The organism is Streptomyces cyaneochromogenes (genome assembly GCF_003963535.1).
GTDB classification, from domain to species: domain Bacteria; phylum Actinomycetota; class Actinomycetes; order Streptomycetales; family Streptomycetaceae; genus Streptomyces; species Streptomyces shaanxiensis.
Genome location: NZ_CP034539.1, coordinates 8,029,733 through 8,043,332 on the forward strand (window position 1 = coordinate 8,029,733; position 13,600 = coordinate 8,043,332).

The 13,600-nt window shown below is 70.8% G+C and carries 12 protein-coding genes and 1 pseudogene; 8 read left to right on the top strand and 5 right to left on the bottom strand.

Annotated elements, in window-relative coordinates; translation table 11 throughout:
* Positions 1-62 precede the first annotated feature (62 nt).
* Positions 63-874: pseudogene (erm, locus tag EJ357_RS36355) on the top strand (ErmE/ErmH/ErmO/ErmR family 23S rRNA (adenine(2058)-N(6))-methyltransferase).
* A 77-nt stretch (positions 875-951) separates the two neighbouring features.
* Positions 952-2,187, top strand: coding sequence for a macrolide-inactivating glycosyltransferase (gene mgt, locus EJ357_RS36360; protein WP_126395916.1), 1,236 nt, complete (start codon positions 952-954; stop codon positions 2,185-2,187).
* Positions 2,188-2,308: 121 nt separating this feature from the next.
* On the opposite strand, the gene EJ357_RS36365 is transcribed toward mgt, so the two are convergent.
* Positions 2,309-4,576 (bottom strand): MMPL family transporter, encoded by a 2,268-nt coding sequence (locus tag EJ357_RS36365; protein ID WP_126395917.1) that lies wholly within the window; start codon positions 4,574-4,576, stop codon positions 2,309-2,311.
* 324 nt (positions 4,577-4,900) lie between these two features.
* Here EJ357_RS36365 and EJ357_RS36370 point away from each other — a divergent pair, with 324 nt between their 5' ends.
* Positions 4,901-5,455: a DUF1697 domain-containing protein gene (locus EJ357_RS36370; protein WP_126395918.1), complete on the top strand. Its 555-nt coding sequence runs from the start codon at positions 4,901-4,903 to the stop codon at positions 5,453-5,455.
* Entirely contained in the window at positions 5,442-5,807 is a 366-nt protein-coding gene (locus tag EJ357_RS36375) for a nuclear transport factor 2 family protein (RefSeq protein WP_126395919.1), read from the top strand. The genes EJ357_RS36370 and EJ357_RS36375 overlap by 14 nt, the downstream gene beginning before the upstream one ends.
* Here the strand turns inward: EJ357_RS36375 and EJ357_RS36380 are convergent.
* Complete coding sequence (locus EJ357_RS36380; RefSeq protein ID WP_126395920.1) at positions 5,797-6,558, bottom strand: GbsR/MarR family transcriptional regulator; 762 nt, start codon at positions 6,556-6,558, stop codon at positions 5,797-5,799. The genes EJ357_RS36375 and EJ357_RS36380 overlap by 11 nt on opposite strands.
* 222 nt (positions 6,559-6,780) lie before the next feature.
* Here EJ357_RS36380 and EJ357_RS36385 point away from each other — a divergent pair, with 222 nt between their 5' ends.
* The 4 genes from EJ357_RS36385 to EJ357_RS36400 all read left to right on the top strand — a co-directional run bounded on the left by EJ357_RS36385 (position 6,781) and on the right by EJ357_RS36400 (position 10,512).
* Positions 6,781-7,449, top strand: coding sequence for a DUF4097 family beta strand repeat-containing protein (locus EJ357_RS36385; protein ID WP_126395921.1), 669 nt, complete (start codon positions 6,781-6,783; stop codon positions 7,447-7,449).
* A gap of 91 nt (positions 7,450-7,540) precedes the next feature.
* Positions 7,541-8,578, top strand: a complete 1,038-nt coding sequence (locus EJ357_RS36390) for a ketopantoate reductase family protein (protein ID WP_126395922.1) — start codon at positions 7,541-7,543, stop codon at positions 8,576-8,578.
* Between the two features lie 171 nt (positions 8,579-8,749).
* Positions 8,750-10,165 (top strand): hypothetical protein, encoded by a 1,416-nt coding sequence (locus EJ357_RS36395; RefSeq protein WP_323377646.1) that lies wholly within the window; start codon positions 8,750-8,752, stop codon positions 10,163-10,165.
* Positions 10,166-10,191: 26 nt separating this feature from the next.
* Positions 10,192-10,512 (top strand): hypothetical protein, encoded by a 321-nt coding sequence (locus EJ357_RS36400; RefSeq protein WP_126395924.1) that lies wholly within the window; start codon positions 10,192-10,194, stop codon positions 10,510-10,512.
* Positions 10,513-10,554: 42 nt separating this feature from the next.
* Here EJ357_RS36400 and EJ357_RS36405 read toward each other — a convergent pair whose 3' ends face one another.
* The 3 genes from EJ357_RS36405 to EJ357_RS36415 are packed head-to-tail and all read right to left on the bottom strand — an operon-like array spanning position 10,555 to position 13,442.
* On the bottom strand, positions 10,555-11,892 hold the full coding sequence (locus EJ357_RS36405; RefSeq protein WP_126395925.1) for a protein kinase domain-containing protein: 1,338 nt from the start codon (positions 11,890-11,892) through the stop codon (positions 10,555-10,557).
* Positions 11,893-11,895: 3 nt separating this feature from the next.
* A complete protein-coding gene (locus tag EJ357_RS36410) occupies positions 11,896-12,786 on the bottom strand; it encodes a PP2C family serine/threonine-protein phosphatase (protein ID WP_126395926.1) in 891 nt (296 codons plus the stop codon).
* Positions 12,780-13,442: a vWA domain-containing protein gene (locus EJ357_RS36415; RefSeq protein WP_126400487.1), complete on the bottom strand. Its 663-nt coding sequence runs from the start codon at positions 13,440-13,442 to the stop codon at positions 12,780-12,782. The genes EJ357_RS36410 and EJ357_RS36415 overlap by 7 nt, the downstream gene beginning before the upstream one ends.
* Between the last annotated feature and the right edge of the window lie 158 nt (positions 13,443-13,600).

Here is a 13,600-nt window from a genome sequence, read left to right on the forward strand (position 1 = left end):
TCTTCCGGTCAGGGCCTTCGTCTGCCCTTCTCCCTCTCCACGGAAGACAAGGACCGCAGGCCATGGCCCGCCCCACCCGCGTATCCCGCGCGCTCTCCCAGAACTTCCTCGCCGACCGCGCAGCCGCCGGACAGCTCGCCCGGCTCGCCGTACCGTACGGCCGCGAGGCGCCCCTGCTGCTCGAAGTCGGCGCCGGAAAAGGCGCGTTGACCGAGCTGCTCGCCCCACGCTGCCGGCGTCTTCTCGCGTACGAGATCGACCCACGGCTCGTCCCCGTCCTGCGCACCCGCTTCACGGGCACACCGCAGGTCCGCGTCGTCGGCGAGGACTTCCTCACCGCACGGCCCCCGCGCACCCCGTTCTCCGTCGCCGGGAACGTGCCCTTCTCCCGCACCGCCGCGGTCGTCGACTGGTGTCTGCGGGCGCCCGCCCTCACCGACGCCACACTCCTGACCCAGCTCGAGTACGCCCGCAAACGCACGGGTGACTACGGCAGTTGGAGCCGGCTGACGGTGCTGACCTGGCCCCGATGGGGGCACCTCCCACGCCCTTAAGGCAGTGGGGGAGAGTGGCGGCTGGTCGGCCGGGTCGGGCGGCGCAGCTTCCGGCCGGTGCCGAGCGTGGACGCCGGGATCGTACGGATCGAGCGGCGCCGCACACCCTTGCTCGACGCCGGTGCGTACGACAGCTGGCGGCGCCTGGTCGAGCTGGGCTTCTCCGGAGTCGGCGGCTCGCTGCACGCGTCGCTGCGCCGGGCCCCCCGAGGCGGCGGGTCGACGCGGCGTTCCGCGTGGCACGCCTCGACGCGCGGGCCCTCGTCGGGGAGGTACCGCCGCGGGCGTGGCTCAGGCTGCACGAGGTGCTGGCTCCGTGAGCCGAGCCGCAGGAGATGTGGACGTCTCCGCGAAACCGTGTTGCACGAGACGTATCGTCTCGTTTAGTCTCGATGTCATGACCAGTGCCGCTCACACCCCCAGCCCCGCTCACATCGCGATGTTCTCCATCGCCGCCCACGGCCATGTGAACCCCAGCCTCGAAGTGATCCGCGAGCTCGTGGCGCGCGGCCACCGGGTCACCTACGCGATCCCGCCGGCCTTCGCCGAGAAGGTCGCCGGGACCGGCGCCGAGCCGAAGCTCTGGAACTCCACGCTGCCCGGGCCCGACGCCGACCCCGAGGCCTGGGGGAGCACCCTGCTGGACAACGTCGAGCCGTTTCTGGCCGACGCGATCCAGGCGCTCCCGCAGCTGATCGAGGCGTACGACGGAGACGAACCGGACCTCGTCCTGCAGGACATCACCGCCTACCCGGCGCGCGCCCTCGGCCACCGCTGGGGCGTGCCCGTGATCTCGCTCTCGCCGAACCTCGTCGCCTGGGAGGGCTACGAGGAGGAGATCGCCGAACCGATGTGGGCCGAGCCCAAGCGGACCGAGCGCGGCCAGGAGTACTACCGCCGCTTCCACGCCTGGCTGGAGGAGAACGGGATCACCCTGCACCCCGACGCGTTCGGCGGCCGCCCAGACCGCTCGCTCGTCCTCATCCCCCGGGCGCTGCAGCCCAACGCCGACCGCGTCGACGAGACGGTGTACACGTTCGTCGGCGCCTGCCAGGGCGACCGGGCCGCCGAGGGGGACTGGCGGCGGCCGGCGGATGCCGAGAAGGTCGTCCTCGTGTCGCTGGGGTCGTCCTTCACCAAGCAGCCCGCCTTCTACCGGGAGTGCGTGCGCGCCTTCGGTGACCTGCCGGGCTGGCATCTGGTCCTGCAGATCGGCCGGCATGTCGACCCGGCCGAGCTGGGGGACGTGCCGTCCCACGTCGAAGTGCGCTCCTGGGTACCGCAGTTGGCGATCCTTCAGCAGGCCGACCTGTTCGTCACCCATGCCGGCGCCGGCGGCAGTCAGGAGGGCCTGGCCACCGCCACCCCGATGATCGCCGTACCGCAGGCCGTGGATCAGTTCGGCAACGCGGACATGCTCCAGGGGCTCGGCGTCGCCCGCCACGTCGCGACCGAGGACGCCACGGCCGAGGTCCTGCGCGAGACCGCCCTGGCCCTGGTCGACGACCCCGAGGTCGCCCGGCGGCTGAAGGGCATCCAGGCGCAGATGGCCGAGGAGGGCGGCACCCGGCGGGCGGCGGATCTGATCGAGGCCGAACTGACAGCCGCGCGAGCGGCGCACGGGAACGCCTGAAAGAACACCTGAAAGAACGCCTGAAGGAACACCTGAAGGAACACCTGAAGGAACACGTGAAAGGACAGGGCCCGTTGACTCCCCCGAGAGTCAACGGGCCCCGCTCGTCGGGCAGGCGGCGTCAGACCGGCACCCGCTCGCCCTCGTCCTCCCGGGCCGTCCCGCGCGTCACGGCCTCGGGCGCCTCGTCGTGCGTCAGGTCCGGCAGGCGGTTCAGCCACTTCGGCAGGTACCAGTTGCGCTCGCCCAGCAGCGCCATCACCGCCGGGAGCAGCACGCCCCGGATGATCGTCGCGTCGATGAGCACCGCGGCCGCGAGGCCGACGCCCATCTGCTTCATGGACTGCATCGACAGCGTCCCGAAGATCGCGAACACGGCGACCATGATGACCGCGGCGCTGGTGACGACACCGGCCGTGGTGACCACGCCGTGCTGGATCGCGTCCTTCGTCGTACGGCCGCGCAGCCGTGCCTCGCGGATCCGCGAGACCACGAACACGTGGTAGTCCATGGACAGGCCGAACAGGATCACGAAGAGGAACAGCGGCAGCCAGGTGATGATGGCGCCGACGCCCTCCGCGCCCACCAGGGAGGCGCCCCAGCCGTGCTGGAAGACGGCGACGAGGATGCCGTACGCCGCGCCCACCGACAGCAGGTTCAGCACGATCGACGTGATCGCGACGGTCAGCGAGCGGAACGACAGCAGCATCAGGCCGAAGGCGAAGACCACGACGAACGCGAAGACCGGGATGACCGCTCCGGCCAGCTGGTCGTTGAAGTCCTTCGAACCGGCGACCTGCCCGGTGATCGGCGCCTCGACGCCGTCCACCTTGCCGAGTGTGGCCGGCCGCACCTCGTCACGCAGCTTGTCCAGGCTCGCGCCCGCCTTGTCGAGGTCGGAGCCGCCGACCAGCGGGACGTACACGAAGGCGATGTTCTGCTCGTCGTGCAGCTTGATGTCGACCGGTCCGCGCGAGGCGCCCGAACTGATCGCCCGCTCACGGAAGTCGGCGAGCGCGGACTTCACCTCGGGAGCGTTGATGTCGTTCGCCCTGACGACCACCTCGGCCGGCTCGGAGCCGCCCGGGAAGGCCTCGTTGATCCGGTTGTACGTCTGCACGATGGGCAGCGAGTCGCCGAATTCCTGGTCCAGCGTGAGGTTCTGCGTCTTCATGCCGACCGCGGGAGCCGCGATGGCGAGGAGCGCACCGGCCGCGACGAGGACCGAGATCACCGGCCGCGCGAGCACGCCCTTGAGGACGGCCGTCCAGAACCGGCTCTCACGGTTTGCGCCGCCCCGATTGCGGCGCAGCTTGCTCTCCGGGTGCAAGAAGGGGATCTTGCCCTTCTCGACCCGCTCGCCCAGCAGCGACAGCAGCGCCGGCAGCACCGTCACCGACCCGACCATGGCGACCGCCACGACCATCAGCGAGGCCAGACCCATCGCCTCGAACTCGGCGAGACCCGTGAACAGCATGCCCGCCATCGCCACGCACACCGTGACACCGGAGACGATGATCGCGCGGCCGCTGGTGGCGGCGGCCACCCGCAGGGCGGTTTGCGCGTCCCGGCCGGCCTGGCGCTCCTCGCGCTCACGGCGCAGATAGAACAGGCAGTAGTCGACGCCGACGGCCAGGCCGACCAGCAGCATCACGGAGCTCGCGGCGTCCGTCATCGGCATCACATGGCTGACAACGCCCATCAGGCCCATCGTCGCCATGATCGCGGTGATCGACAGCAGCACCGGCAGCAGGGCCGCCACCAGCGCGCCGAAGGCGATGAGCAGAATGCCGAGGGCCACCGGCACCGCGGAGTACTCGGCCTTCTGGAAGTCGTCCCCGAACGCGTCGTCGAACGTCTTCATCATGCTCGCGCTGCCGATCTCCTCGATCCGCAGCGATTCATGGTCCTTCTGGACGTCCTCGACGGCCTTCAGCACGGGCTCCACGCGCTCGCCCGCGGTGTCCGACTCGCCGCGCATGTCGAACTGCACCAGCGCGCTGCGGCCGTCCTTGGAGATCGTCTGTGTGTCGTAGGGCGACGTCACGTCCGTGACCTTGCCGGTGTCCTCGACCGCCTTCACGACCGCGGTGACGGCCGACCTGAACTCGGCGTCCGTGGCCTTGAGGCCGCCGTCCTTCGCCTGGATCAGGACGGTCTCACTGGCCGGCTCCTCGATTCCCGCGTCCTCGATGATCCTGGCCGCGGTGTGTGTCTCGCCCTTCAGCTGGTCGCTGTCCTTGACGTCGACCCGGCCCGCCGCCGAACCGAGCCCCATCGCCAGGACGACGAACAGCACCCAGATGCCGACGGCCGCCCATCGATGGCGGGCGCTCCAGCCGCCTGCGCGGGCGGCGATGCCCCGCACGCGTGTGTCTCCGTTCCCCATGACGGGCTTGCCCCCTTGGTCGCGGTGGCGGCCCCCTGCCGCCTCCTTTCGCTTCGAAGGTATGAGCTGGATAAAGGCATCTCGTCGTGCTGCCCGGTGAAGTGCGGCGGCCGGAACTCATCCCCTCGGCCCCCGGGCTCTCCCCACTGGGGAGGATGGGGGTCCCTTACATCTATCCGGCGGTGTCGGGGACGCCGGTCAGGGCGAAAGTGGTTGTGCTCGTGCTGACTGGTAAGTAACTTACGGGTCCGGGCGGCTGTCGTGCCCACCCCCACGGGGCACGACAGCCGCGCCGGTGTCAGAGGGTCGCCTTAGGGTGGCCGAATGACGACGACGTATGCGGCACTCCTGCGCGGAATCAACGTGGGCGGCAGCAGGAAGGTCCCGATGGCCGACCTGCGCACCCTGCTGACCGGCCTCGGCCACGACGGCGTACGCACCTATCTGCAGAGCGGTCAGGTGGTCTTCACCGCCGATCGCGGCGACGAGGAGTCCCTGGCCGCGGAACTCGCGGCGGCGATCGAGAAGCACTTCGGCTTCGCCGTGGACGTGATCGTGCGCGACCACGCCTACCTCCGGGCGATCGCCGACAACTGCCCCTTCCCAGCAGCAGAGTTGGAGCCCAAGCAGCTCCATGTCACCTACTTCTCCGCCCCGGTCGACGCCGACCGCTTCGCGGAGATCGACCGGGCCGCCCACCTCCCGGAGGAGTTCCGCCTCGGCGACCGCGCGCTGTACCTGTACGCCCCGAACGGCCTCGGCCGCTCCAAGCTCGCCGAAATCCTGTCGCGGCCTCGGTTCAACAAGGGTTTGATCGCCACCAGCCGTAACTGGAACACCGTCGTGAAACTCGTGGAGATGACAGGTGACCGAACCTGATTCCGCCGTACAGGCCGCCATCGAGGGGGAGTTGAGGCTGCTCGACCCCGAGGTCCGCCGCTCGCCCGAGCTGCTCGGGGCGCTGCTGCACCCCGAGTTCCACGAGTTCGGTTCGTCGGGGCGGCGCTGGGACGGGGAGTCGACCGTGTCCCGCCTGCCCGCGCAGACTGACGTGGCGGACCGCTATGTCGTCACGTCCGAGTTCCAGGGCGTCCGGCTCGCCCCCGACGTCGTCCACCTCACCTTCGACACGGTGTACGACGGCCAGTACGCGCACCGCAGTTCACTGTGGCGGCGGACCGACGACGGCTGGCAGATGTGGTTCCACCAGGGAACGCCGTTCACTCCCTGATCGGATCCCGGCGTGACGGGGCAGCGCCGCCGGAGGTCGTGTCGGGTTTCATGCGGAGGATCTCGCGGGCCTGTTCCGCGGCGCGGGCGGTGCTCTCGGAGACGAAGTCGAGGAAGCGGGCGATGTTCTCCAGGCGGGTGGCGGCCGGGGTGCCGGAGACGAAGACGCGGACGCCCTGCCGTGCGGTCTCGACGAGTTGGGCGATGGCGCGGGAGCTGGCCATCATCGACTGGTACCAGACGTCGTCGTCGACGACGTAGCGCTCGCGACGGCCTTCGCCCTGTTCGCGGCGGACCATGCCCTGGCTCTCCAGGAACGCGATCGCTTTGGAGACGGACGCCGGGCTGACCCGGAGGCGCTGAACGAGTTCGGACGCGGTCAGGCTGCCGGAGTCGGTGAGGGTGAGGCAGGCCATCACCCGGGCCGGCATCGTGGGCATGCCCGAAGCCGTCATGACGGTGGTGAACGTCTCCTCGTACTCGTGCACGGCCTCGGCGTCGCGCCCGTAGGCCTGTTCGGGCGCCTGCGGCCCGCGGGGCGCGGACTGCCTGCGTCGGTGGGCGCGGCGTTCGGTGGCACGGTGGGCCGCCTCGGCGCGGTAGGCGGTGGGGCCGCCGTTGCGCATCACCTCGCGTGTGACCGTCGAGGTCGGGCGGTCGAGACGTCTGGCGATCTCGGCGTAGGCGAGGCCGTCGGCCAGTCCCAGCGCGATCTGCTGGCGGTCCTGCTGGGTGAGTCTGCCTCCCGGCATCGGCGGTCTCCTTCGTGCTCCCTGGTGTCGTCAGCATAGCGTTCATTCCCGATCCATTGCAATGAACGAGTGACTGATGTTGCGTTAGCTCGCTATCCATTGCAACGATTTATCGGCAGCGACCTGCACTGATGCCGATTCTGCGCAATGAATGAGTTGAAGGATCTTTGAATGCAACGTAGCTTTTCCGTCATCAGAAACAGTGAGTCGAAGGAGAGCACGATGCAGAAGTTCGACACCCCCGCCCCGATCTCCGCCGTCCTCGGCATTCCCGCCGGACGCATCCGGTTCATCGCCGCCGACCGGGCCGACACCACCGTCGAGGTCCTCCCCGCGGACGCCTCGACGGACCGCGACGTGAAGGCCGCGGAGCAGACCAGGGTCGAATACGGCGACGGTGTCCTGCGGATCGAGGTCCCGGTGAAGAACCAGATCCTCGGCCCCTCCGGATCCGTCGACGTGACCATCCAGCTGCCCGCCGGCTCCCACGTCGAGGCGAAGGCAGCCGCCGCCGAATTCCGGGGCGTCGGACGCCTCGGCGACGTCGTCCTCGACAGCGCGCACGGCTCGGTCAAGCTCGACGAGACCGACAGTGCCCGCCTCACCCTCCTCGCCGGTGACATCTCGGTCGGCCGGCTGGGCGGCCCCGGCGAGATCGGCACCCAGAAGGGCGACATCCGCATCACCGAGGCCGTGCGCGGCACGGTCACGCTGCGCACCGAGCACGGCGAGATCTCGGTCGGTGCCGCCCGCGGAGTCTGCGCGTCCCTGGACGCCGGCACCTCCTACGGCCGTATCCGCAACACGCTGGTGAACACCGACGGTGCCGCCGCCCGGCTGGACATCCACGCGACCACCGCCTACGGCGACATCACCGCGCGCAGCCTCTGACGAGCACCGTCACAACACACGACGAGCGGGGCGAGCGGGTCGGCCCCGACCCGTTCATGGCACCTACACACAGCTGTGCGAGGCTCCTCCCATGCGCTACATCATCATCGGGGCAGGGGCGATCGGCGGGGTCGTCGGCGGGCGGCTCGCGGGCTCGGGACACGAGGTCGTACTGGTCGCGCGGGGCGCGCACTTCGAGGCGCTGCGGGAGAGCGGGCTGCGGCTGCGGGTGCCGGAGGGCGAGCTGACCCGTCGGCTGCCGGTCGTCGACGGGCCGGCCGCGCTCGGTGAACTGCGCCCCGACGACGTGCTGATCCTCGCGGTCAAGACGCAGGACAGCGTGGCGGCCCTGCAGACGTGGGCGGCCGTACCGGTCGCCGGCGGCGGTACGGCCGCCCAACGCCTGCCGCTGTTCTGCATGCAGAACGGCGTCGAGAGCCAGCGCCTCGCCCTGCGGCTCTTCCGGCGCGTGTACGGCGTCTGCGTCTGGCTGCCGTCGACGTACGTCGAACCCGGCGTCGTCTCCGCCGCCGGCCACCCCCTCACCGGCATTCTGCACCTGGGGCCCGCCTGGACAGGCCCCGACCGCCACCCGCACGGCACCGACGAGACCGCCCGCCTCGTCGCCGCCGACCTGGAGAAGTCCCACTTCGAGGCGCCGGTCGTGCCGGACGTGGCCCGCTGGCAGTACGCCAAGCTGCTGGCCAACCTCGGCAACGCCCTGGAAGCGGTGACCGGCCCCGTCGACAGCGAGGAGGGCGCGGCGCTCTTCCGGCGCGTGCGGGCCGAGGGCGCGGCCGTCCTCGACGCCGCCGGGATCGCCTACGCGACCGCCGAGGAACAGCAGGCGGCACGGGGCGACAAGGTGTCCCAGGTCGCCCTCGACGGCGCCCCGCGCGGCGGCGGCTCCTCCTGGCAGTCCCTCATCCGCGGCACCGGCACCATCGAGGCCGACTACCTCAACGGCGAGATCGCTCTGCTGGGCCGCCTGCACGGCGTACCGACCCCGCTCAACGAGCTCCTCCAGTACCTCGCCGACGCCTTCGCGCGCGAGCGGCGCGCGGCGGGATCGATGCAGGTGGGGGAATTGGTGCGACTGGCCGACGACGCGGTCCGCGCGGCGCGCTGAACCACTGCGGGCGACTCGCCCGAACTCCGGGACAAATGGCGGGCGTTGTCCCTATGGTGAAGCGCGCGAGAACAGCAGGAAGGGCAGGTCGCCGTGGCGGGCAGAGGGTTACCGTCGTTGCCGCAGTACCGCAAGGACGGGGTGACCCGGCGGCTGTGTGCGTCGGTTCACGTGGATGACGACTTCGCCTTCGAGGTCGACCGGGATCTCACCGGGGACGGGCTGCGCGCCATCGGGTTGACCCTCGGCGTCAACTACGTGGCCCTCGCCCGGCACGCGCGCGTGGCCGTCCGGCGGCGCGAGGCACTGGACCGGCAACTGGCCTGGCTGGGGCTGGCGTTGCTGATCGCCCTGCTGGTCGGCCTGTCGGGGCTCACCAGCGGCAACGGTTCGGTCGCTCAGGTCGGGCTGTACGGCCCCCTCGGCATCCTCGCGGCCTGCTGGTGGCTGGTCCACCGCGCACAGTCCCAGGCCCGCGCGAGGGCGCAGCAGGTGCTCCGCAACCCCGACAAGGCCGAGAAGCTCGCCCCGCCCGTCGAGCCGGAGGCCGAGGCCTGGCTGCAGGACCTCAAGCGGGCCAACGTCCTGCCGTACGCCGACGCGGCCGCCCTCACCAACCCGTTCGTCGGCAGCGGCAGCAAGATCAAGGAAGTCGTCTGGCAGCCCATCGACGTGAGCAAGCCCGCCGAGGCACCGACCGGCGGCAAGCTCCCCATGAAGCCCTTCGACGCCGTCGACCTCCACACCTACGTGGCCCGCCACATGGAGGGCATCTCCGGCCTGGACGGACTGCGGGCCAGGAACCGGCTCTACGTCCTCGGCAGCAACGCCTACATGCTCGGCGAGCTGGTACCCGACCGCACCCGCCGGCCGCGCGCCCAGCTCCCCAAGCAGCTCGTCCAGGCCGGCCTGCTGAACCCGGGCGCGGGCATGCGGACCCACCTCTGCCTGGAACGGGTCGGAGAGGGCGGGCGGCTCATCGTCTCCCTGTACCTGCGGGCGATCCTCAACCAGCCCAGCCTCACCTGGGAGGTCGCCGCCTACGCGATACCCCCGCTGAGCGGGCGCTTCCACCGGGTGGACCGGCTGCCGGTCGCCCCCTTCGACCGCTGGTGGAGCCTCGTCTCGTACGCCACCACCCGCACCTGGCCCGAACTCAGTGGCGCCCTCGGCCGCATCCGCGAGCGGGGACGCCGACGCCGGGCCGAAGCGCGGTTCCTGAAGAAGGCGCGCCGCGACATCACCGACCAGCACGCGATCTACGACTACGGCGCCCTCGACAGCCTGCGCGAGCGCCACGCCGACTGGGACGAGGCGGGCTACGCCGAGCGCATCGACTCGCAGGACTTCCTGTTCCGGCTCCAGCAGGGCGTGCTGACCGCGACCGAGAAGTTCCTCCAGGACCACAACGTCGACACGAGCTCGTTCGACAAGGCGCAGCAGATCATCAGCAACCAGACCTACAACATCGAGAACGTCAGCAACAGCAACCTCGGCAACCAGGGCCAGATCAACAACAACGGGCAACAGGGGAGCGGTCCTTCAGGGCCCCAGGGCGGCGGCGGGGCGCCTCCGGCCAAGCCCTGAACCGCGCACATCACAGGAGACGGGACATGGGCACGTACAACATCCGCAACATCAACGGTCCGGCCAACATCGGCGACCACGGACGTATCGAGATCAACAACGGCGCCGACCCGGCCGCGGTCGTCCGCCTCGCGGAGCAGCTCGTCGAGCGGCTGCGCACCGACAACCCGGCGCTTGTCCCGCAGGCACAGATCATCCAGGGCGAGCTGGCCGACGCTGGACAGGACGGCCGTCCCGCCAACGGCGGCCGCATCCGCTCCGCCCTGGAGACCATCGGCATCGGCGTGGCGGCGGGCAGCGGCAGCCTGGCCCTGGCCCAGGAGATCGGGCGCGTGCTCGGACTGTGACAGGGGTGCGCCCCACAGGAGGCTGTGGGGCGCACCACCAGGTCACTTGGCCCGTACGACCGCCCGCACCCCGCTTCCGAGGTCCAGCTCCAGGCCCGAGCGCAGGGGGACCGTCTGGCCGGGGCCGATCTGCTGCGGGGTGCCGTCGGAGCGGGTGCCCGTCCAGGTGTCCTTCGAGTGGTTCTTGATGCCGAAGCGGCCCGGCTTGCTGGGGTGTTCGACCAGCTCCGCGACGAGGGAGGCGTCCGAGAAGTCGTGCCGCGTCGGCTCCGGCAGCAGATGATGGGCCTGGACGCGGGCCGCGCGGCGCAGCCGGATGTGGTGCTGGGCGCGCGGCGGAGGAGTGGTCACCGTCAGCCGGGGCGGCAGCACCAGCTGGGCCCCGCACCCCCAGCAGCCACGCGACGGCGGGTTCTCGCCCGGCTCCGTCATGTTCTGCCGCCCGCAGGACGCGCACTCGACCACCGAGTCCAGCACCGCCCGCAGCGCGTTGCGCCACTCGGTCTCCCGCACCCGGGCCGCCGGGTCGTGCAGCCCGATCGTGAAGCTGCGGCGGAACAGCTCCTGGAGCGTCCCCACCGCCGCGTCCCACGTCGCCAGCACGGTCGTGTGCTCCATCGGGTCGGGCGCGTTGGAGTCGTCCGCCGGGTCGAAGACGAACAGCGGACTCTTGCCGTACAGCCGCTTCTCCGCCGCCTCGTCGAAGCAGTGGATGCCCAACTCGCGCCTGCCCTCGAGCGGGTGATGGTTCATCAGCAGCATGAACAGCAGCACGGCCAGCGAGTGCAGATCGGACTGGGTGCCCGGCCGCGCACCCGGCTCGGCGCGCACCAGCTCCGGCGCCATGAACTTCATCGTCCCCGAGATACCGCTGACGTCGCCCTCCACGACCGCGTTGTCGTTGTCGCAGACCAGCACCTCACCGGTGGCCGGGTCGAAGAAGACGTTGCCCCAGGAGATGTCCCGGTAGGCGATACCGCGCGAGTGCAGCGCCTGGTACGCCTCCACCGTGTACAGGCACGCCGTCAGCAACGCCCGTGTCGTGGTGCGCAGTTGGCGCCGGAACAAATCCGGCAGCCCTTTGAAGCGATCGGGGCGCAGTGCCATCAGATAGCCGAACGAACCCCGGTGCGCGCTGACGTACGCCTCCGGCCACAGGAACCGGTCGTCGTCGAAGTCCCGGCTCACCAGCTCCTTGACGATCGCCTCCTGCTCGGGCGTGGCGCACGTGGGGTAGTACCACTTGAGCGCCTTGTCCCCGCCGGGCGTCCGCACCCGGTACACCTCGCCCTGCCCGCCGGCCCCCAGCATGTCGATGATCTCGACCTCGTCGCCGTTCTCCGCGGTCAGCCGCGTCCCGCTGTCGAGCATGCCGCTCATCTTCTACGTCTCCGTCTTCCGTTCCGTTTCCATGGCCCCGGCGTCCGCGGGCACCGGGCCGACCGGGCGCAGCGCCGCCGCGAGCGTCGTGTCGTCCCCGGAGTACTGCGAGGCCTGCCGCAGCCACTCGGGCAGCGCGGAACGCACACCCTCGCTGCCCTCGGCCGTCAGCCGGTCGTCCAAGCCCGCCACGAACTCCCGGTACCCGTCCGCCGAGGCGAAGCTCTTCGACAGCCCGTCCGTCGACAGCACCACCAGCCGCGGTGTCCGCGCCTCGTCGAACACCGGCGCCCAGTGCGTCCGCACCGCACGCCAGGCCTGCGGACCGCACAGCGACTCCGTCTCGTCGCCCAGGTCCTCCTCGGCGGGCGCCAGCGGCCGGCGCAGCACCCCGTCGTGCTCGACGACCGCCAGATCCCCGTCGCCGATCTGCCACGCCACGAACAGCCACGGCGTGAGCACCGCGCCGATCAGCGTCGTGCCGTACAGCACCAGCTTCTCGTCCTGCTCCGGCTCCCGCGCCCCCTCGTCGGCGACCGAACGGTTGCGGGCCCAGTGACCGAGGGCCGCCTCCCGCCAGTCGTGCACCAGGGCACGCGGGAAGTCGTCCCGGGCGTACGTCATGAGCCGGGCCAGCCGCCCCGGCTCATGGCAGTCCCGGGCGGCCCGCCCGAACTCGGCCGCCCGCAGCAGGAACCGGTCCACGGCGAACCGCGCACCGAGCCCGCTGCGCGCGTACTTGGCCGAGCCGTGCCCGTCGGCGACCGCCAGCACCAGCGGATCGTCACCGCCGCCGGTGCCCTCACAGGCGTACCAGTCCTGGTTGTGCCGCTTGTTGACTCCCTGGACGCTGTCGCCGAGCGTCTCCCAGCGCCGCACCCCGAGCGTCACCACACGTCGTCGTCATCGTCGTCGAGCACCGGCGGCGCGTACGGCTGCTTCACGGCGCCCGAATCCGCCGGGGCCGCCACCTGCTGCGAGGCCGCCTTCACGGCCGCCGTCGACGCCCAGCGGATCGCGGCCGCCAACTGCTTGGGGCTGTTGGCGTCCAGCGGCTGCAGCTCGGGGTTGCCGAGGAACTCCTGGAGCACCGAGCGGTCCGCGTCGGCGCCGATCGCGATGGCGACCCGCACCGCCTTACGGCCCCACGGCGTCGCGTCGATCGCCTTCAGGCCCGCCTTCCAGTCGTCCGTGGGCACCCCGTCCGACACCAGCGCCAGCACCGGCTTCAGCGCCCGCTGCGGCATCGGCGGGCTCTGCAGCTCCCGCGAGACCAGGGACAGCGCCTCACCGAGGTTGGTCATGCCGTCCACCTCGACGTCCTGCCAGGTGAAGTCGTCGACCGGGACCGGCGTCGGGTGGTGCCACTGGGCCGTGGTGGAGAAGGTGATGGTGCGCAGCAGCAGTTGGGCGGCCGGGTTGTCGTGGGCCACGGAACGCATCTCGGGAATCGCTTCCCTGATCGCGTAGTTGAGTCTGGCGATCTTCTCGCCCTGCATCGAGTACGAGCAGTCGAGCAGCCAGATGAAGTGGACCGGCCGGTTGGCCATGGGCCCGCCGGGAATGTCGCTCACTTGGCTTGTCCTTTCCGGTGGTTGGGTGGTCCGTCACATGGTCGGGTGGTCCGTCAGAAGTCGGGGATCAGGGCAGCAGCCACAGGGCGAGCAGGGCCAGGGCGGCGGCCGTCAGGACGAGCGAGGCGACGAAC